Consider the following 20,391-nt stretch of genomic DNA (forward strand, 5'->3'; position numbering starts at 1 on the left):
TGAGGAGCCTACGACCACTCGATCCGGTACACTTCGGTCTCGATGTCGCGCGCCGCGTCGGTGTGGTGGTCGAACTGCGCGTCGATCCGGAACTCGGCCACGAAGGCGTGGGTCACCTCGCCGCCCTCGTCGGCGGCGAACGCCTCGACGAACTCCCGGCTCCCGCCGTTGTGGACCGAGTAGGAGACGTCGGCGAGGTCGCTCGCGACCGCGAGGAACTCCCGGTCGGCGTTGCGGTTCCCGTCCTGCGCGCCGAACGGCGGGTTCATCACGACGGTCGCCGGCTCCGCGACGGCGAGCGGGGGGCGCGTGGCGTCGCCGCGGACCCAGTGGACCGGCGCGCTGGCGGCGACGCGACGCTCGTTGGCCCGCGCGGTCGCGAGCGCGCCGCCGTCGAGTTCGAGGCCGACGACGCGGGCGGGACCGCGCAGCGCCGCGGCCAGCGCGAGCATCCCGGTCCCCGCGCCGAGGTCGATCACGGTCCGGCCGTCGACGTCGCCGTGGAGGTCGGCGAGGTGGACGACGTGGGCGGCCAGCTCCGGGGGCGTCGGGTACTGTTCGAGGGCGGCGTCCGGGCGCTCGAAGCCGGCGACGACGCCGAGCTTGGCCGCGAGCGACCGCTTCGTCGCCATCGGTCAGGCGGCGCCGTCGACGCGGACGAACTCGACGCCCTCGCGGTCGGCCCGTTCGGCGAGCGCCGCGAGCGCCGTGCGGGCCTCCTCGCACGGCTCGTCCTCGACGGCGACCTCGATCCGCCCGGCGCCGAGGAACGACGCCGCCCGGACGAGCCCGCGGAGGCGGTCGGCCTCGCGCTGGCGTTCGAGCGTGCCCTCGGCGTCGAACGCCGCCTCGGTCGCGACGGCGGCGGGCTGGTAGCCCCGGGCGGCGAGCCCCTGCTTGAGGTCGCGGAGGTGGTCGGGCGCGGTGCTGTCGAGGTCGGCCGCGTCGATGACGACCGGATCGACGTCTGCGGGGCGACAGCCGCGCAGCGTGCGTTCGATGCCGGACGAGGAGGTGGTACTCATACAATCCTATTGGCATAGGTTATACAAAAATCTTTATAGATGTTTGAAGGTAATAACTAGAGGTCAGGCGACGAGACGGGACGGCGACGAGCACGTCGAGCGCGGCGAGTGAGCGTCTCCGAGCGTCGGAATTCGCCCGCAGTGGGGCCGCGACCTCGGGCCCTGAAATCCGGCGGCGAATCCGACCCCGGACCGCGGTCACGTTTCGTGCGTCACGGCGGCGGAGCGAGACGGGTCGCGGCCCGGGCCGATCCGACCCCGTATTCCCGGATTCGTCGGTAAACGCGCTCTTCGAGCGGTTAACCGGGTGACCGAGCGCCCGCTTATCATAAGGATCGTTGATGGGGGTGGACAAGGCTTAAATGTGCGACTGACCACAAACCTTTTAATGGAACGTCCGAGTCGCCAGCGGCAACAGGAGCGGGACACGGAGCAGGAAACGGACGAATCGACGGTCTCCTGTCCGGAGTGTGACTCGGAGGACATCGTCACCGACGCCGACCAGGAACTCGTCTGCGAGGACTGCGGCCTCGTGCTGGACGAGCGCAACATCGACCGCGGGCCGGAGTGGCGCGCGTTCAACCACAACGAGCGGCAGTCCAAGTCGCGCGTCGGCGCTCCGATCACGGAGACGATGCACGACAAGGGGCTGACGACGACCATCGACTGGAAGGACAAGGACGCCTACGGCCGGTCGCTCTCCTCGGAGAAGCGCTCGCAGATGCACCGGCTGCGGAAGTGGCAGGAGCGAATTCGGACGAAGGACGCGGGCGAGCGCAACCTCCAGTTCGCGCTCTCCGAGATCGACCGCATGGCCAGCGCGCTCGGCGTCCCGCGGTCGGTACGCGAGGTCGCGTCCGTCATCTATCGCCGCGCGCTCAACGAGGACCTCATTCGGGGGCGATCAATCGAGGGCGTCTCCACCGCCGCGCTGTACGCCGCCTGCCGACAGGAGGGGATCCCCCGCAGCCTCGACGAAGTCGCCGACGTCTCGCGGGTCCCTCAAAAGGAGATCGGCCGGACGTACCGCTACATCTCCCAGGAGCTCGGCCTGGAGCTGAAGCCGGTCGACCCGAAGCAGTTCGTCCCCCGGTTCGCGTCCGCGCTCCAGCTCTCCGAGGAGGTCCAGTCGAAGGCGACCGAGATAATCGACGTCTCCGCGGAGCAGGGGCTCCTCTCCGGGAAGTCGCCCACCGGCTTCGCGGCCGCCGCCATCTACGCCGCGTCGCTGCTCTGTAACGAGAAGAAGACCCAGCGCGAGGTCGCCGACGTCGCGCAGGTCACCGAGGTCACCATCCGCAACCGGTACCAAGAGCAGATCGAAGCGATGGGGTTCCGGTAGAGAGGCGGCGCCGCCGCGGGGCTACCGCGGCGCGAGACAGTTGATCGGGTTTTTAATCGCTACCGGTCGAACTACGGGGTGAGATGTACTCAGAGATCCTCGTTCCCACCGACGGCAGCCCGGCGTCGGACGCCGCGATCGAACACGCGATCGACCTCGCGGACCGATACGACGCCCGCCTCCACGCGCTGTACGTCGTCGACGGTGCGGCGTACTCCAGCCTCGAGGCGGGCGCGGAGATCGTCGTCGAGGCGCTCGAATCGGAGGGCGAGGAGGCGACGACCCGCGTCGCGGAGGCCGCCGCGGACGCCGGCGTCGAGTGCGTCACCAGCGTCACGTCCGGGACCGCCTACCGGTCCATACACAACTACGTCGACGACCACGACATCGACGTCGTGGTGATGGGGACCCACGGGCGGAAGGGGATCGACCGCTACCTGCTCGGGAGCGTCACGGAGCGGGTCGTCCGCACGTCGGACGTACCGGTGTTGACCGTGCGACAGTCGACAGATGAGTAGTCGCACCGCACTCGGCAGACGGGGGTGACACCGATGCGCGACTGGCTCTCCCATCGGGTGGTCTCGTCGCCGGACGACACCGCCCTGATCCGCGCCGAGGACGGCGAGGCGTGGAGCTACACCGACCTCGACCGGCTGGTCGCCGAGACGGCCGGTCGGCTCGTCGCGCACGGGCTCGGCGAGGGCGATCGGATCGGCGTGCTGACGCCCCCGTACGTCGGCACCGTCGGCCTCGTCCACGCGACGATGCGGATCGGGGCGACGTTCGTCCCGCTCGGCCAGGAGCTGACCGCGCGCGAGATCGCCGCGCGGATCGACCGGACCGACCTCGACGCCGTCGTCTGCGCGGAGCCGACGGAGCCGACGGCCACCGACGCGGCGGCGGAGATAGAGGGGGTCCCCGTCTACTCCGTCGACGACCCGACGAGCGCCGAGGTCACCGGGATCCACGACGTCGACCCGGCGGCGCTCGACCCGCCGACGTGGTCGTTCGACGACCCGCTCTGCGTGCTGTTCACCTCGGGGACGACCGGCGAGCCCAAGCCCGTGCCGCTGACCGCTGGCAACGTGTACAGCTCGGCGGTCGCCTCGGCGTTCCGGCTGGGGGTCGAGGCCGACGACCGCTGGCTCGTGTCGCTGTCGCTCCACCACATGGGCGGGCTCGCGCCGGTGTACCGGTCGGTCATGTACGGGGCGACGCTCGTGTTGCGCGAGGGGTTCGACGCCGGCGGCACCGCGGACGACATCGACGCCTACGACGTGACCGGCGTCTCGCTCGTCCCGACGATGCTCAAGCGGATGCTCGACCGACGGGGGACGCTGTCGGACTCGCTCCGCGTGGTCCTGCTCGGCGGCGCGCCCGCGCCGGCGGAGCTGTTGGAGCGGTGTCGCGACTACTCGATCCCCGTCTACCCGACGTACGGGATGACCGAGGCGGCCTCGCAGATCACCACCGCGACGCCGCGACAGACCAGGGACCGGATCGGAACGGTCGGCCGGCCCCTCTTCGGCACCGACGTGACGGTCGTCGGCGAGGACGGCGACCCTGTCGAGCCCGGCGAGACCGGCGAGGTCGTCGTCAGGGGACCGACGATCACGTCGGGGTACCTCGCGCAGCGCGACGGCGACCGGTCCGAAGCGGACGACGACGGCGGCGAGTCGGTCCCCGACGACATCGACCTGAACGGGATCGATCCCGCGGCCGTCGACCGGTCGGACTTCGGACCGTACGGGCTCCACACCGGCGACGTCGGCCGGTTCGACGAGGAGGGGTACCTCCACGTGCTCAACCGGGTCGACGACCGTATCATCACCGGCGGCGAGAACGTCGAGCCCGGCGAGGTCGGGGACGTGCTCCGGGGGTACGCCGAGGTCGAGGACGTGGCGGTCGTCGGCCTCGACGACGAGGTGTGGGGCGAGCGCGTCGCGGCGCTCGTCGCCGTCGGCGACCGGTTCCCTGACGGGGCGGGCGTCGCGGGGGACGCCGCGAACGGGGAGCCCGAACCGACGGCGACCGACGTACCGGAGGGGGAGTCGGCAGATCCGGCCGACGACGCGACGGGCTCCGACGACGCGACGCCGGTCGTCGGGGGCGAGGGCGTCGGCCCCGCACCGATCGACGAGGGCGCGTTCGTCGACTACGCTCGGGAGCGCCTCGCCGGCTTCAAGATCCCGAAGACGGTCGCGTACGTCGAGGATCTCCCACGGACCGTCTCGGGGACGGTCGACAGGGAGGCGACGCGGGCGCTCCTCCGCGAGCGCGGGACGGACCCCCGGAAGAGCACCGACGCGGACCTTGAGACGGCGGGGTTCAAGCCCGCGGACCCCGCCGAGCCGACCGGGCCGGCGGAGGCGGCGGCTCCGGACGGCGCGAGCATCTCGGAGTCCGACGCCGATCGCCCCGAAGAGGTCGAAATCGCCGACGCGGAGGAGGTCGCGGCCGGACCGACGGGCGAGGACGAGACCGAGAAGGAGACAGCGGAGACCGAGGGAGAAGGCGACGCGGACGCCGAGGAGTCGGGCGACACGGACGCGGTCGGCGACGGATAAACTCACCCAGAGTTCTTCGTTGTTCCACCGACGTTTTGCCCGCGGAGCTCTGAGGAGTCGTATGGAGCTGCTCGACGACAGCATCGTGCCGGAGCGCGCGCGAGACGTCAAACAGGAGGCGCGGGAGTTCGCCGACGAGTACATCGCCCCGAACGCGGAGGCGTACTACGAGTCCGGCGAGTACCCGTGGGAAGTGCTCGAAGCGGGGATGGACGCCGGGCTCGTCGCCCAGGACATCGGCGAGGAGTACGGCGGGAAGGGGTTCGACCTGGCGCAGGTGCTGGCCATCGCGGAGGAGTTCTACCGCGCCGACGCCGGCATCGCGCTCACGCTCCAGCTCGCCAGCTTCGGCGCCGAGATGGTCGAGGATTACGGGACCGAGGAACAGAAGGAGAAGTACCTCCGCCCGGTCGCCGAGAACGACCAGATCTCCGGGCTCGCGGTCTCCGAGCCGCAGACCGGCTCCGACCTGGCGGGCATGACGACGAAGGCCGAGAAGGTCGAGGGCGGCTACGAACTGACCGGCGAGAAGTACTGGGTCGGCAACGCTGTCGAGGCCGACTGGCTGACCGTCTACGCGAAGACCGGCGAGAGCGACGACCGCTACTCCAACTACACGCTGTTCATCGTCGAGACCGACTCCGACGGCTACGAGGCTGAGCACATCCCGGAGAAGATGGGGATGCGCGCGTCCAAGCAGGGCCACATCGTCTTCGATGACTGCTTCGTGCCCGAGGAGAACGTCGTCGGCAGCGAGGGCGGCGGCTTCTACGTACTCGCGGACTTCTTCAACCACGGCCGCGTCATCGTCGGGGGGCACGGGCTCGGGCTCGCCGCCGCCGCCATCGAGGAGGCGGAGGCGTTCATCGACGAGCGCGAGGCGTTCGGCCGCACCATCGACGACTTCCAGGCCGTCCAGCACACCATCTCGGACATGCGTATCGGGTTCGAGTCGGCGCGGGCGCTCAACTGGCGCGCCTGCGAGAAGGTCGCGAACGGTGAGGACGCCGGCTACTGGGCCGCGCTGGCGAAGACCAAGTCGACGGAGGTCGCCACCGACTGCGCCGAGAAGGGCATGAAGCTCCACGGCGGCCGCTCGATCCTGACCGAGCGCCGGATCGCCCGCGTCTACCGCGACGTGCGCATCCCGGTGATCTACGAGGGCGCCAACGACATCCAGCGCAACCTCATCTACCGGCAGTCGCGATAGGCGGGTAGATCAGACGGTCGCCGCCAGCCGCCGCAGGGCCTCGCCGCCGCCCGTCGCGAGCGGGTCGCCGTGTCCCACGCAGGCGACCTCGAACGACGGGGCGCGCGCCGCGAGGTCGCGCACGCTCGTCGCCACCGCGTCCGTGTCGTAGCTGATCAGCCAGCCGGATGGTTCGAGGTCGCCGTCCGACGCCGAGGTGAGGTCGCCGAGGAGGCCGACACCGAGTTCCCCGCTGACGTACGCGACGTGACCCGGCGTGTGGCCGGGCGAGTGGTACGCCGTGAACGACCCGATCCGCTCGCCGTCGCGGACGCCGACGACGTCGAGGTCGGCGCGGTCCGTGACGAGGTCGCCGAGTCGCTGGATCAGGCCCTTGTGATTCCGGATCGGCGGTGACCGCGACCCGCGAAGCAGCTGAGCGTCGAAGCCGTACGCGCGGACCGGCGCGTCGAGGTCGGGCGCGAGCGCCGCCAGCGTCCCGACGTGGTCGAGGTCGTAGTGGGTGAGCAGGACGCGGCCGACCTCCGAGACGGCGACGCCGGCCTCGTCGAGCCCGTCCCGGATCGCGGCCTCGTCCCACGGAGTCCCGGCGTCGACGAGCGTCGGCACGTCGTCGAAGACGAGGTACGCGTTGACGCCGCGACACTCGATCCGCCAGACGCCCTCGGCGATCTCGGTTGCCATGGCATCCCTACGGGAGCCGGAGGCAAGAGCGCTCGCGTGCCGGATCGCGCCGCCGAGACGGCGGGGAGACATCGGGGCGCCGGGAAAGACATCGGGGCGCCGGGACGGGCGACGAAAACGCCAAGGCGCCGGGGCGACACCACGTGGTATGCGACTGGAGGACTACTGGGGGATCGGCCCAAAGACGAGCGAGCGGCTCACCGAGGCGCTCGGGACCGAACGGGCCGTCGAGGCGATCGAGTCGGCGGACGTCCGCGCGCTCGTCGACGCCGGCCTCCACCGCGGCCGCGCGACCCGCATCCTCCGCCGGGCGAACGGCGAGGCCGGGATGGACGTCCTCGCGACGGGCGACGCGCGCTCGGTGTACGACGACCTCCTCGGGCTCGCGGCCGACGCGGCGCTGACCGCGCACGCGGCCGACCGGATCAGGGTGATGACCCCCCTCCTCGACCGCGACGCCGTCGAGGAGCGCCTCGACCGGGTCGTCGCCGCCCGCGACGCGTGGGACGGCCTCGACGACGACGCGCGCGAGGCCGTCGCGGAGGCGTTCGCCGCCTACGACGAGGCGGACGGGTCGGACCTCGCCGCGGTCGAAACGGCGGTCGCGCTCCGCGAAGCGGGGCTGACTGACGGCCCGTTCGCGGACGTGGGCGCGCTCGACGGCGACCGCCTGCGCGACGCGGCCGACGCGCTCGCCGACGTACGAGGCTCGATCGACCCCGCCGGCGACCTCGACGGCGACGACATCGAGATCGCGGCCGGCGCCGACGCGGAGCTGGACCGGCTGCGCGAGCAGCTCGCCGCCGCGCGCGACCTCGCGGACTCCGCGTTCGACGTGCTCGAAACCGTCCGCGACGGGAGCCTCCGGGACTTCGAGGCGCTGGAGGCGGCGACGGTCGACCACGTCGCGCGCGAGACCGGCGTCGAGCCGGCGACGGTCCGGTCGGCGGCGCCCGACGAGGCGCTCGACGCGGCCGACTTCGTCTCCGGGACGCTGCGCGACCTCGTCGGCGAACTGGAGGCCGCCGTCGACGAGCGCGAGGCCGCGGTCGCGGCCGACATCCGCGAGCGGCTCGGCGACGAGTCGGGCGCCGGCGAGGACACCGCGGTCGCCCGCGCCGCGACGGCGGTCTCGGACGCGGCGTTCCTGCTCTCGCTGGGGCGGTTCGCGGCCGAGAACGGGCACGTCCGACCGGCACTCGTCGACGACGGTATCGCCGTGCGCGGGGCGCGGAACCCCTTCCTCGGGGGCGACGTTCAGCCGGTCTCGTACGGCGTCGGCTCTCACTCGCTCGCGGGCGAAGCGGGCGTCGCGAGCGCGGACGCGCCGCCGACCGGCGACCGCGTGAGCGTCCTCACCGGAGCGAACTCCGGCGGGAAGACGACCCTTCTGGAGACGCTCTGTGCGGTCGCGCTGCTCGCGTCGATGGGGCTGCCCGTGCCCGCTGACGCGGCCGAGGTCGGGACGTTCGACCGGATCGTCTTCCATCGCCGGCATGCCTCCTTCAACGCCGGCGTGCTAGAGTCGACGCTGAAGTCGGTCGTCCCCCCGCTCGTCGCCGAGGGGCGGACGCTCATGCTCGTCGACGAGTTCGAGGCGATCACGGAGCCGGGCCGGGCCGCCGACCTGCTCAACGGCCTCGTCACGCTGACGGTCGACCGCGGCGCGCTCGGCGTCTACGTCACCCACCTCGCGGAGGACCTGAGCCCGCTGCCCGACGCCGCCCGGATCGACGGCATCTTCGCGGAGGGGCTGACGAACGACCTGGAGCTCCGCGTCGACTACCAGCCGCGGTTCGAGACGGTCGGGAAGTCCACGCCGGAGTTCATCGTCTCGCGGCTCGTCGCGAACGCCGGCGACCGCGGGGTCCGCGCGGGCTTCGAACACCTCGCCGGCGCGGTCGGCGAGGAGGCGGTCCAGCGAACGCTCTCGGACGCCGAGTGGGCGGCGAACGATGACTGACGACGAGGGGAGTCGGGGCGTGGGCCCCGACCGGATCCGGTCGGTCGCGGTCCACCGCGAGGACGTGGCGAACGCGCTCGAAGCGACGCTGCGGAGCGACCGCGAGGTCGTCCTCCGCGCGACGCCGCCCTTCTCGGGGCGGATGCGGGCCCGACTCCACGCGCTCGACGCGGGAGGCGGCGACGGGGAAGCCGGCGACGGGGCTCCCGCGCCGCTCCACATCGACCCGCGCGCGCTGGTGGCCGAGGCGCCGCCGTACCCCGAGGTCGACGACACGGCGGCGGAACACCCCGACGCGGACCTCGCGGCGCGGCGGAAGCGACACGCAGAGGCGGTCGAGGACTGGCGCGAAACGGTGCGCGAACGCGTCGCCGAGACGGTCGAGATCGAGGTCGACGGCGAGACGCGCACCGTCGACGTGACCGCGCTGGGGTAGAAGGAGTCCGCGGTCCGCGACCTGACGCGGCTGCGGCGCGCTACAGGCGGAGCCGCTCGACGGCGGTCCCCGCCGCCTCGAAGTCGTCGTCGGTCGCGGCCGCGACCACGACCGTGTCGGCGTCGGTGTCCGCGTCGAGGTCGACCTCGAACGCGCCGTCGGCGTCGGGGGCGACGAGCCGGGACGTCTGCCGCGTGTGAACTGCCACGCGCTCGGCGTCCGTCTCACCGGCGATGACGACCGAATCTTCCACGAACTCGGCAGTGGCCATCAGGTCGGGACCGGCCGGGCGGTCGCGGTCGACGTAGCGGTCGCGGACGACGGTCGGCGTCTCGACCGGCTCGCCCGCGTCGACGCCGTGCGCCAGCCGGACGAAGCCGGCCATCGACCACGCAAGGGGGGTCGCCCCCCCGGTGCCCTCGCCGAACTCCCAGCCGTACTTCGTCGGGTGCTCGCGGTCCCACACCTGCTCGGGGAGCATCAGCCCGGAGTTGCCGAAGCCAGCCATCGTCTCCAGCAGCGCCTCGGGTTCGAGCGCGTCCTCGTCGGTGCCGCCGAAGGCGTCGGGGCCGTCGCCGCGAGCGCGGAGCTCGTACTCCCCGCGCTCGCCGGTGAAGATGGGCCAGAGGCGGCCGCGGCCGTCGCCGGTCCCGGCCCACGGCGCGCCGGGGTCCCCGACCGCGATCTCGCCGTACGCGTCGCCGACGTAGCGGTACCAGGCGGGGCCGTGGGGGGTGTCGACGCGGATCGAATCGTCGACGACGGCGACGGAGTTCCGGACCACGGGGTCGTCGGCGGACTTAATCCCCAGCCGGACGAGTTCGAGGAAGCCGCCGTCGACGATCTCACGCTCGTCGTACGTCGGACCGTCGTTGGCGATCGTGCGCGGGCGACCGGACTCGGGGTCGCCGTCGGCCGTGATCCGGAGGTAGTACGGGGTCCGCTCGTGGCGGTCGGTGCCGGTCGCGGTCGCGCACCAGTCCTCGACGCGGGCGGTCCAGTCGTCGGCGAGCGCGAGCCACGCGAGCGCGTCGGCGCGGAGCGACTCGGGCGACTCGGCCGCCCCGCTCCCCGCCTCGTCGGCCCCGTCGCGCCGGTCGGCCTCCGCGAGCGCGAGCGCGGCGCCGCAGACGAGACCCGCGATCTCGGCCGCGATGCTCGACGGCGAGTAGCCCGCCTCCTCCTCCCAGCGCTCCTGGGCAGTCTCGGGGCCGTTCTCGGCGATGTAATCGAGCGAGCGGGCGACCTGGTCGTAGGTGTAGTCCGCGTCCGCGAGGGTCACGCCGCGCTCGTACAGCTGCCACGCCATCACGGAGGGGAAGCCGATGTTGTCCATCTGCTCGCCGCCCCACCGGGTCCGCCCGTCGATGTAGGTGTTCTGCGGGAGGAAGCCGTCGTCGTCCTGCTGCGTGTTGTAGAGGTACGCCAGGGCGTCGGCGCCTCGTTCGAGGTCGTCTATCTCGATCAGCGCCGTGAACACCTGGTAGAGGTCCCGCGACCAGACGAAGTTGTAGCCGTAGCCGCGGTCCTCGGCGGCGTACTCGGTCTCGCCCCACGGGACCGAGGGGCTCGCGATCCCCGCGCCGTCGTGGGCCTTGTCCTCGACGGCCGCGAGCGTCATCAGCGCGAAGCGGTACTGCGCCGCGAGGTCGGGGTCGTCCGCGACCGAGTTGGGGAGCTCGCGGTCCGCGAGCCACGAGCGCCACGTCTCGGCGTACGCGTCTGCGGCGTCGTCGAAGCCGCGCGCGAGCGCCCCCTCGGCCTCGCCCAGCGCGGCCGCGGTGTCGGCGTCCTCGGCGAACCCGAGCGCGACCGTGTCGACGACGCGCTCGCCGCTGCCGACGAGGCCGGCCAAAACGACGTTGCCGACCGCCTCGGCCGACTCGTCGTCGCGCTCGCCGTCGCCGAACAGCGCGTCCGCCGCCTCGCCGCCGGCCGCGAGCGCGCTCGCCCAGTCGAACCCGTCGCCGCTCGCCAGCGCGAGCGCGGGGTCGAACGGCTCGCCCTCGTCGTCGACGAGCTTGCCCGGGTCGCGGTCGGGGTCGTCCTTGCGCGCGATCAGGTGCGCGCCGCGGTCGCCGTCGACGCGCTCGGCGCGGTCGTTCGTGCCGACGTTGGCGATGGTGACGTCCGCGAGCGCGTACACGTCGTACTCGCGGCTCCCCTCGAACCGCACGTCCGCGAGGATCGCCGTCCCGTCGGTGTCGACGGCGTACTCGACCCGAAGCGTCCAGGAGTGGCCGTGGCCGTCGCCGGTCTCGCGGATCCGCTGGACGTAGGCGAGCGCGTCGTCGGCCGCCGGCTCCGTCGTCCGCTCGATCGTCTCCGTCGCCGAGACGTGGCCCGTCTCGTCGAACGTGCGGATCGCGTACTCGGAGTCGGGGTCGGCGACGAGGAAGTCGAACGTGCGGACGTTCATCACGTCGATCCGCGGGAACCGCGCCTCGGTGAGCGCCCCCTCGGTGAGCGTGAACCACACCGGGACCGGGTCCTCGGCGTCGTAGTCGCCCGGCGTGCCGAGGCCGAACTTCCGGCCGGTCGTCCAGTGCGGACCCGTCTCGGGCCCGCTCTCGCGGTCGTGCGGGACCGGGAGCTCGCCGTGGCTCGCCAGCGTCACCGTCGCGTCGATGCGGAGCGCGTGCGACCACGCGATGGGCGTCGCGCTGTCGAGGTCGCCGTCGTCGAACGCCTGCTCCGCGAACAGCCCCGCCTCGTTGACGAAGGGGCCGTCCGGGCCGCACAGCTCGTACAGGTCGCGGGCGTCCGCGAACAGCGGGCCGGCGGCCCCGCCGCGCTCGTCGACGACGCCCGCGAGCGTCGCCGCGGCCGTCGCGCCCCACAGCGTCGCGATGGACCACACCTTCGCGGCGCCCTGTTCGGCCGTGCGCCAGTCATCGCCGGTGAACCTGACGAGCCCCTCGACCGAGGCGGTCTCGCGCCGGAGCGCGTCGATCGTCTGCCGGACGTGCGTGTTGACCCGGTCGAGGAAGCGGGTGAACTCCGTCGTCGCGACCGAGTCGACGCCGGCGGGGCCGGAGCCGTCGGTGGCGGCCGCGGCGTCGCCCGGCGCGGCCTCGTCGTCGAGCAGGGCGGCGTACTCGGCGGCCGCCGTCGCGAGCGCGAAGGTGCTGGCGTCGGCGCGGGCGTCCTGCCCCTCGTCGCTTGCTCGCTGGAGGAACCGATCCGTGTCGGGGTTCCAGCGGGCGTCGAGGCCCGACAGCGCCGCGTCGGCGGCGGCGGCGGCGGCGGCGCGGAGCCCCTCGTCGACCGGCGCGCGAGCCACCGCGGCGAACGCCCGGAGGTACTCGGCGCCGGTGTGGGTGAACCGGCCGAGCGCGTTCTCCCAGCAGTTCTGACAGCGGCGGGGGAGCCCGTCGTCCTCGGTCGTCTCGAGGAGGAAGTCGACGGCGTCGGCGATCGTCTCGTCGATCCGGTCGCGCCACTCGGCGGGGAGGTCGGCCTCGCGGCGCAGCGTCGCGAGGAACGCGACGACCGTCGCGGGCTGGTCGAGCTGGTCGTTGGGGCCGGGCGTCGCGTTCGCGCCCTCGATCCGGGCGTTCGCCCACCCGGGCGCGACCTTCCCGGAGTCGGCCCACACCCGATGGGGCCACGAGCCGTCGGCGTCCTGCGTCCGGCAGAAGAAGCTCGCGGCCGCGAGCAACTCCTCGCCGGCGTCGAGGCCGAGCTCCTCGCTCGCGTCGAGCAGCGCGGTCGACACCGTGGCCTCGTCGCGGAACCAGGTGTAGCCGTAGCCCCCCGAGGTGGAGTAGAAGGGGTCGAACTCGGGCGCGGCGATCCGGGCGCCGGACTCCGCGGTGAGCAGGTCGAGCGCGCGGAGGTCGCTCGCGATCACCGAGCGGCGGGGGGCGTCCTCGGGCACGTTCGGACCGCGGCCGTCCGCGGCCTCGCGCAGGTCGTCGGCGTCGGGGTAGGCGGTCGCGATGTTCGAGACGGCCTCGATCCGGCGCTGGCGGTCGATGCCGTCGGTGAGGGCGTCCTTCGCGTCGTCGCCGGTGTCGCGCGCGCCGCGGCGGTCGACGACGGCGCGCCCGGCGAGGGTGACGCGCTCGGTGCGGCCGTCGCGCTCGAACGGGGCGCGGACGACGACGTCCGGGGTGAGTCGAGAGTCCTCGCGCCGGTCGATCTCGCCGCGGTGCGGGAACCCGTCGCCGCCCTCGCCGAGCAGCTCCGGGATCGTCCGCAGGCGCTGGCCGTGGGCGTTCGAGAGGCCCGTCGAGGCCGTGAGGAAGTCGTGTTCGGTGCGGTGGTACACCTCGACGACGCCGCCGTCCTCGGGGCCGGCGCCGTCGTGGACCATGTTGCCGACGCGGCCCTCGACCATGTCGGGCGAGAACGCGTAGGCGGCGACGAGCTCGGCGTCTGCCGGGGGCGAGCCGCGGAGTTCGACGTGGGTGAGGTGGGTGTCGCCCACCACCAGGTCGAACTGGTGGATGGTGTAGCGGCCGGCGTCGTACTCGGTCTCGACGAGCGGCGTGTCGCCGTCGTAGTGCTGGCGGGTCGTCTCGAGGTCGTCGAACCAGCGGACGCCGCGCCCGGCGGTTATCCCCGTCCGGAGGCGGTCGGCGCCGCCGACCTCGGAGAGGGAATACGAACAGTCGTGGACGGTCCCGTCCGGCCCCACGTGGACCAGTCGGCCGTCGTCGCCGGTGAACGCGCCGGCGGTCATCGAGTGCTCCGCCGGGTAGCGCTCTCCGCGCCGACGTTCGTGCTCCGTTAGGGCGGTACGCAGTCGCATACCCGCCCTGCGCCTGCCGGAGTAAAAGCCTTGACGACCGCGGCGGGTAACCGCGCGGCGGTCGGCGCCGCGGCGCGGTCACCGTCACAAGAGCAACACCGAAGGCCCCGGGGGTCGATGGCCGTCACATGCACCACCCCGGACCCCCGCGCTTCCTCGCGACCGGCGAGCGGACGGAGCTTGCACCGAGAGATCCGAACCCGGACGGCGCGTACGCGTGGCGCGTCGCCGACGCGCCGCCCGACAGCGAGTCGACCGTCGGCGACGGCCCCGTGACCGGATTCACCCCCGACGTGCCGGGGCGTTACCTGCTCGGCCTCGACGCTCCGGACGGCGACCACCTCCTCACCGTCCGCGCGTTCCCGGCGAGCTACGAGGGCGTCGACGTCGCGGGCGGGAGCGGGACCGCGATCCGCGACCGGGACGCGGACGACGGGCCGCGCGACTACGCCGCGCAGGGGCGACACGAGGGGGTCGGCCGGCCGCGGGTGCGGGTCGAAGCGAGCGTCGTGTTCGACGAGGAGCCGGGCGAGGAGGGCGAACACGCCGGGGAGGCGGTGTTCACCGCGGTCCCCTCGCCGAACCCGGAGTCCTCGCTCGACGCCGACGACCTGGCCGTGACGTTCGTCGTCGACGACCGCGACGTAGCCGACGCCGTCGCGGCGGGCCGCACGAACCCGCGGGACGCCCTCCGCGCGAGCGAGGGCGGCCGCGAGCTCCGCGTGCCGCTCGACGCGGTGCCGGACCGGCTCCGGGTACACGCGGTCGCGGTCGCGCGAGACCCGGGCGAGGACCCGCGCGTGAGCGTCGCCGACGCGGCGGCCGTCGAGCGCGCCGCGGGCGACCGGGCCGCGGCCGACGAGGCCGTGGGAAGCGAGGCCGTTCGGGTCCCGGACGCGCCCGACTTCGAGACGGTGCGGCTCAACGACCCGCCCGAGTGGACCCGCGAGGCCTCGGTCTACGAGGTGTTCGTCCGCACCTTCGCCGACGCCGACGAGGGCGAGGCGTTCGACGCCATCGCCGAGCGGATCCCGCGGATCGCCGACCTCGGCGTCGACACGCTGTGGCTCACCCCGGTCCTCGGCCACGACGGGAAGCCGCACGGCTACAACATCGTCGACTTCTTCGACACCGCCGAGGACCTCGGCGAGCGCGAGGACTTCGAGGCGCTCGTCGAGACCGCCCACGACCACGGCATGCGCGTGCTGTTCGACTTCGTCGCCAACCACACGGCGCGCGACCACGAGTGGTTCCAAGACGCCTACCGGGATCCGGCGTCGCCGTACCGCGACCGCTACGAGTGGCAGGAGTCGGGCGAGCCGGGCACGTACTTCGACTGGGAGCTGATCGCGAACCTCAACCACGCGAACCTCGACGTGCGACGGTTCCTGCTGGACGTGGTCGACGAGTGGGCGCCGCTCGTCGACGGGTTCCGCTGCGACATGGCGTGGGCGGTCCCCGACTCCTTCTGGCGGGAGCTCCGCGACCGCGTGAAGGACATCGACCGGGAGTTCCTCCTGATGGACGAGACGATCCCGTACATCCCGGGGTTCCACGAGGGGATGTTCGACGTCCACTTCGACGCGACGCTGTACTTCCAGCTCCGGCAGATCGGACGGGGGGCGGCGCCCGCGGAGTCGGTCCTCGACGCGGTCGGCCAGCGCGCCGAGATCGGGTTCCCGGACCACGCCGAGTTCCTCCAGTACATCGAGAACCACGACGAGACTCGCTACCGCGTCGAGTGCGGCGACGCGGCCGCGGCCGCCGCGGGCGCGGCGATCATGACGCTGCCGGGCGTCCCGATGGTGTACGCCGGCCAGGAGATCGGGCAGCGCGGGCGCCGTGACGCGATCGCGTGGGACCACGCGCGCGAGGAGGTCCGCGAGCGCTACGAGCGCCTCCTCGCGGTCCGCCGGGACCACCCCGCGCTCGGGCCGGACGGCGACCTCGCGCGCGTCGACTACCACGTCGCGAGCGGCGACCTCTCGGAGAAGCCGGTCGTCGCGAGCGGCGACGCCCACCCGGACGACGTGGTCGCGTTCCAGCGCCGCGACGGCGACGAGACGCTCCTCGTCGTCCTCAACTTCGCGCCGGCCGACGCGAGCGTCGCGTTCGACCTCGACCACGGGGAGCGCGACCTCGTCACCGGCGAGGACTGCCTCGTCGAGGACGGCGAGGGCACGGAGCGGGTCCGCGTCGACGAGGTGGCGGTGGTGCCGGTCTCGGAGCCATGAGCGGCGGTCGGGCGGCCGACCGCGGTCCGGACGGCCCGTCCGTCCTCCCGGACGAGACCGCCGCGCTGGTCGACGCCGCGCGGCGGGACCGGGCGTCGGCGGACGACCGGTTCGCGGCCGCGAGCGAGATCGCGCCCCGGCTCGGCGCGCACCCCATCCGGCCCGACGGCGCCGACCCGGCGACCGATCCCCCGGAGGGCGTCGCGTTCGGATTCTGGACGCCGGATCTCGTCGCGGACGGCGTCCCGGCCGAAGACGTGCGCCTGGAGGTATTCACTCCCGTCGACGACGGCGGCGACGGGTTCGCGGTCGATCCCGGCCGCGAAGACCTCCGGGAGGTCTCGTTCCGGATCGACCGGCTCCCGACGGAGCGCGACGGCGAGTTCCACTGGGTCGCCGTCGAGGGGCTCCCGGTCGGGACCGCCGACCGGCTCGGCGCGCTCTACCAGCTCGTCGCCCCGGAGCCAGACGGCGACGGATCGTACCGGACCGTCAGGGACCCGCTGGCTCGCTCGCTCCCGTTCGGGGCGTTCGCACCCGCCGAGGCGTACGACTGGCCGCGGCTCGACGCGACGCGGCCGGACCGCGACCACTTCGCCGCGCTCGGCACGGACGAGGAGTCGGTCCCGACCGACGAGGACGACGGCTTCCCGCGGGTCGAGCCCGCGACGAGCATGCTGGAGGTCCACCCCGGCACGTCGACCGAGTCCGGGTCGCTGCGCGCGCTCGCGGCGCGGTTCCGCGAGGTCGGCGACAAGCTGGAGCGCGGCGAACCGCTCGACCCGCACGAGCGCAACTACGCCGGCTACGACGCGGTCCAGCTGATGCCGGTCGAGCCGCTCACGCAGGCGTACGGCCGGCAGTGGTACTGGCGGCCGGGCGGCGCGGAAGGGGCGGCGGACGGCCCACCGCTGAACCGGGACGCCGACGCCGAGACCGCGACGGTCGGGGTGAAGCGGCCGGACCAGCGGAACTGGGGGTACGACGTGGTCGTGAGCGGCTTCGGCGCCGCGAACCCGGCGCTGCTGGAGACGGGCCGGCCCGACGAGCTCGTCGAGTTCATCGCCGCCTGCCACGCGATGCCGGACCCGATCCGGGTCGTCTTCGACGTGGCGCTCGGCCACGCCGACGAGGCGGCCGCCGAGCTGCTCCCGGACCCGTTCTTCGAGGGGCCCGGGATGTACGGGCTCCACCTCGACTACCGGCAGCCGGTTGTGCGAGCGATCCTCCTGGAGCTCCACCGGCGGAAGGCGAACTTCGGCGCGGACGGGATCAGGGTCGACGGCGCGCAGGACTTCACCTACCACGACGAGGAGACCGGCGAGCAGGTCCACGACGACGCGTTCCTCGACGCGTTGGACGGCGTGGTCCACGAGGTCGCGGGCACGGGCTACCGTCCGTGGATGATCTTCGAGGACGGCCGGCCCTGGCCGCGGGAGGACTGGGAGCTCGCCTCGACGTACCGCACCCTGATCGACCGACACCCCCACGCGTTCCAGTGGTCGCCGGTGACGTTCGCGCACAACAAGCCGGCGCTGCTCACCTTCTGGGCGACGAAGTGGTGGCGGATGCGCGAGGTCGGCGAGTTCGGAAGCCGGTGGATCACCGGCGTCGCCAACCACGACACGCTCCGCCGCGGTTCGCAGGTCGAGGTGACGGACGACTGGAGCGGCGAGCTGATCAACCCGTACCTCGCGGCCGACCCGCGCGGGACGATCCGGGAGGCGTACGACAGCCCCGCCGCGCTCGTCTGGTTCCACGTCGCGATGCCGGGCGTACCGATGGACTTTCTCCACGCCAACCACCGCGCACCGTGGGGGTTCGTCCGCGACACCGACCCGACGTGGAACGTGAAGGTGGTCGCGGAGGAGGCGCCGTGGATCGACTGGCACGTCCCCGAGGGAGCGCTCGCGGACGCCGACGGCACCGGTGACGCGTTCCCGCGGCTTCGGGCGCTCGGCTTCGAGACGCGCGCCGACCTGAAGTCGGTCGCGACGACGCTGTCCGACCTCGTCGACGCGACCGACTACGACGTGGACCTGATCGCCGAGCTGCTGTCGGCGATGGGGACGCCGATGGACGCGGAGGAGGCCGGCAACGGGCTCGACGCGGACGACCTCCAGCGCTTCTCGTTCGCGTGGAGCGGCGACGTGAGCGAGTACCTCACGCTCGACCGGTGGGCGGACGAGCAGGACGGGGCCCGGACCGCGTTCGACCGCGCGGTCCGAGAGTTTCGGCAGGCGCGACCGTGGCTCCGCGACGACGTGGACCCGGACCGCGGGGAGGCGTTCGGCTACCGCCACCCGACCGAGGGAACCGTGGTGTACGAGGCGTGCCGGCGCGCACCGGACGGAGACGAGACGCTGCTCGTCGCCTGTAACACGGAGGGGACACCGGTCGAGGTCTCGCCGGCCGCCGTCCTCGCCGACCTCGGAGCGGAGCGCGCCGGCGGCCTCGGCGACGACGCGAGCGGCGAGTGGACTGTCGCGCTCGCGCCGCCCGACCTCGGCGTCGAGCCGGGTGACTCCGCCGGCTCGACGGCGTCGGTGACGCTGGAGACGGCGGACGCGGTCGTGTGGCGGCGGACGGAGTGACTGGCGGCCCGCCCGCGCTCCGAGGGCCGTCCGGGCGAGCCCCGCCCGGTCACAACGCTTGAGTCGGTGGGGATCGCAGGGGGTCGTATGCGATTCGACCGCTCCGACGCCGTCTTCTGTCACGTCACCTCGCTGCCGGGGGCGTACGGGATCGGCGACCTCGGCGAGGGCGCGCGCGACTTCCTCTCGTTCCTCGGCGAGGCCGGCGTCGACCACTGGCAGATCTGTCCGTTCGGGCCGACGCTCTCCGTTGCCGGGGAGTCGCCGTACCAGTCGCCGTCGGCGTTCGCCGGCAACCCGCTGTTCGTCGACCCCGACGGGCTCGTCGCGGACGGGTGGCTCGACGAGAGTGACCTCGAACCGGTGCCCGACTTCCCGACCGACCGCGTCGACTACGACGCGGTCCGCGAGTACAAGCTCCCGCTGTTGCGGACCGCCTTCGACCGGTTCGAGGAGCGGGCGACCGAGGCGGACCGCGCCGCCCTCGACGAGTTCCGCGAGCGCGAGCCGTGGCTCGCCGACTACGCGCTGTTCCGCGCGCTCTCCGACGCGCGCCCGGAGGACGTCTGGACCGACTGGCCCGCCCCGCTGCGGACGCGCGACCCCGAGGCGCTGGCCGACGCGCGCGACGAGCACGCCCGGGAGATCCGGTTCCGGGAGTTCGTCCAGTGGACGTTCGACCGCCAGTGGCGCGACCTGCGGGCGGTCGCGGCCGATGAGGGGGTGTCGATCGTCGGCGACGTGCCCATCTACGTCGCGCTCGACTCCGCCGACGTGTGGGCGAGCCCGGAGGCGTTCCGGCTCGACGAGGGAAACCGCCCGACGGCGGTCGCGGGCGTCCCGCCCAACGCGGGCGACGACGGGCAGCGGTGGGGGAACCCGCTGTACGACTGGGAGCACCTCGCCGAGTCGGGGTACGACTGGTGGCTCGACCGGTTCCGTCGGCTGTTCGAGCTCGCGGACGTGGCGCGGCTCGACCACTTCCTCGGGTTCGCGAAGTACTGGGCGATCCCGGCCGACAGCGACGACCCCGCGGACGGCGAGTGGCGCGACGGGCCGGGGCGCGACCTGTTCGAGACGGTGGAGCGCGAACTGGGCGAGGCCCCCTTCATCGCGGAGGACCTCGGATTCGAGGAGCCGGCGATGGAGGAGCTGATGGCGGAGTTCGGCTTCCCGGGAATGCGCGTCCCGCAGTACGCCGACTGGTGTGCGGAGGGGAACCAGTACCAGCCGATGCACTACGGCGAGGGCGTCGTCGGCTACACCTCGACGCACGACACGGACACCTGGGTCGGCTACTTCGAGGACCTCCCGGCCGAGCAGCGCGACTGCTTCCGGTACAACGTCGGGTCCGAGCCCGGGGAGTCGCCCGAGTGGGCGATCATCGACGCTGTGTGGGGGTCGGACGCGATCCTCGCGGTGACGACGCTCCAGGACCTGCTCGGGCTCGGCAGCGACGCGCGGTTCAACGAGCCCGGCACGATGGCCGGCAACTGGGAGTGGCGCGTCACCCGCGACGCGCTCGACGACGAGACAGCGGCCCGGCTCCGGGAGCTGGGCGGGCGACACGTCCGGTAGCC

13 protein-coding genes are annotated in these 20,391 nt (G+C 73.1%); 9 read left to right on the top strand and 4 right to left on the bottom strand.

Annotated elements, in window-relative coordinates; all coding sequences use genetic code 11:
- Positions 1–8: 8 nt before the first annotated feature.
- Positions 9–632, bottom strand: coding sequence for an METTL5 family protein (locus DVK06_RS05405; protein WP_121599581.1), 624 nt, complete (start codon positions 630–632; stop codon positions 9–11).
- A gap of 3 nt (positions 633–635) precedes the next feature.
- Complete coding sequence (locus DVK06_RS05410) at positions 636–1,025, bottom strand: hypothetical protein (RefSeq protein WP_121599582.1); 390 nt, start codon at positions 1,023–1,025, stop codon at positions 636–638.
- A gap of 388 nt (positions 1,026–1,413) precedes the next feature.
- On the opposite strand from DVK06_RS05410, the gene DVK06_RS05415 reads away from it, so the two are divergent.
- The 4 genes from DVK06_RS05415 to DVK06_RS05430 all read left to right on the top strand — a co-directional run bounded on the left by DVK06_RS05415 (position 1,414) and on the right by DVK06_RS05430 (position 6,144).
- Positions 1,414–2,367, top strand: a complete 954-nt coding sequence (locus tag DVK06_RS05415) for a transcription initiation factor IIB family protein (RefSeq protein ID WP_053771462.1) — start codon at positions 1,414–1,416, stop codon at positions 2,365–2,367.
- A gap of 83 nt (positions 2,368–2,450) precedes the next feature.
- A complete protein-coding gene (locus tag DVK06_RS05420) occupies positions 2,451–2,885 on the top strand; it encodes a universal stress protein (RefSeq protein WP_121599583.1) in 435 nt (144 codons plus the stop codon).
- A 33-nt stretch (positions 2,886–2,918) separates the two neighbouring features.
- Positions 2,919–4,934, top strand: coding sequence for a class I adenylate-forming enzyme family protein (locus tag DVK06_RS05425; protein WP_121599584.1), 2,016 nt, complete (start codon positions 2,919–2,921; stop codon positions 4,932–4,934).
- Between the two features lie 61 nt (positions 4,935–4,995).
- Positions 4,996–6,144 (top strand): acyl-CoA dehydrogenase family protein, encoded by a 1,149-nt coding sequence (locus DVK06_RS05430; RefSeq protein ID WP_121599585.1) that lies wholly within the window; start codon positions 4,996–4,998, stop codon positions 6,142–6,144.
- Positions 6,145–6,153: 9 nt separating this feature from the next.
- Here DVK06_RS05430 and DVK06_RS05435 read toward each other — a convergent pair whose 3' ends face one another.
- Positions 6,154–6,828, bottom strand: a complete 675-nt coding sequence (locus tag DVK06_RS05435) for an MBL fold metallo-hydrolase (protein WP_121599586.1) — start codon at positions 6,826–6,828, stop codon at positions 6,154–6,156.
- A gap of 148 nt (positions 6,829–6,976) precedes the next feature.
- Between DVK06_RS05435 and DVK06_RS05440 the strand changes: the two genes are divergently transcribed.
- The gene (locus DVK06_RS05440) at positions 6,977–8,791 is read left to right on the top strand and encodes a DNA mismatch repair protein (protein ID WP_121599587.1); all 1,815 of its coding nucleotides are present in this window, start codon (positions 6,977–6,979) and stop codon (positions 8,789–8,791) included.
- Positions 8,784–9,227, top strand: coding sequence for a hypothetical protein (locus DVK06_RS05445; RefSeq protein WP_121599588.1), 444 nt, complete (start codon positions 8,784–8,786; stop codon positions 9,225–9,227). Before DVK06_RS05440 ends, DVK06_RS05445 begins: the two co-directional genes overlap by 8 nt.
- A 40-nt stretch (positions 9,228–9,267) precedes the next feature.
- On the opposite strand, the gene DVK06_RS05450 is transcribed toward DVK06_RS05445, so the two are convergent.
- Entirely contained in the window at positions 9,268–13,983 is a 4,716-nt protein-coding gene (locus tag DVK06_RS05450) for a glycoside hydrolase family 15 protein (protein WP_199718583.1), read from the bottom strand.
- 128 nt (positions 13,984–14,111) lie between these two features.
- On the opposite strand from DVK06_RS05450, the gene malA reads away from it, so the two are divergent.
- From malA to malQ, 3 genes are all read left to right on the top strand, one after another.
- The gene (gene malA, locus DVK06_RS05455; RefSeq protein ID WP_121599589.1) at positions 14,112–16,217 is read left to right on the top strand and encodes an alpha-amylase MalA; all 2,106 of its coding nucleotides are present in this window, start codon (positions 14,112–14,114) and stop codon (positions 16,215–16,217) included.
- Positions 16,214–18,811, top strand: a complete 2,598-nt coding sequence (gene gghA / locus DVK06_RS05460) for a glucosylglycerol hydrolase (RefSeq protein WP_121599590.1) — start codon at positions 16,214–16,216, stop codon at positions 18,809–18,811. Before malA ends, gghA begins: the two co-directional genes overlap by 4 nt.
- An 87-nt stretch (positions 18,812–18,898) precedes the next feature.
- Positions 18,899–20,389 carry a 4-alpha-glucanotransferase gene (gene malQ, locus DVK06_RS05465; RefSeq protein WP_121599591.1) on the top strand — a complete coding sequence of 497 codons (1,491 nt, stop codon included), beginning with the start codon at positions 18,899–18,901 and terminating at the stop codon, positions 20,387–20,389.
- Positions 20,390–20,391 lie beyond the last annotated feature (2 nt).

It is taken from the genome of Halorubrum sp. Atlit-28R, assembly GCF_003665955.1.
Lineage (GTDB): Archaea > Halobacteriota > Halobacteria > Halobacteriales > Haloferacaceae > Halorubrum > Halorubrum tropicale.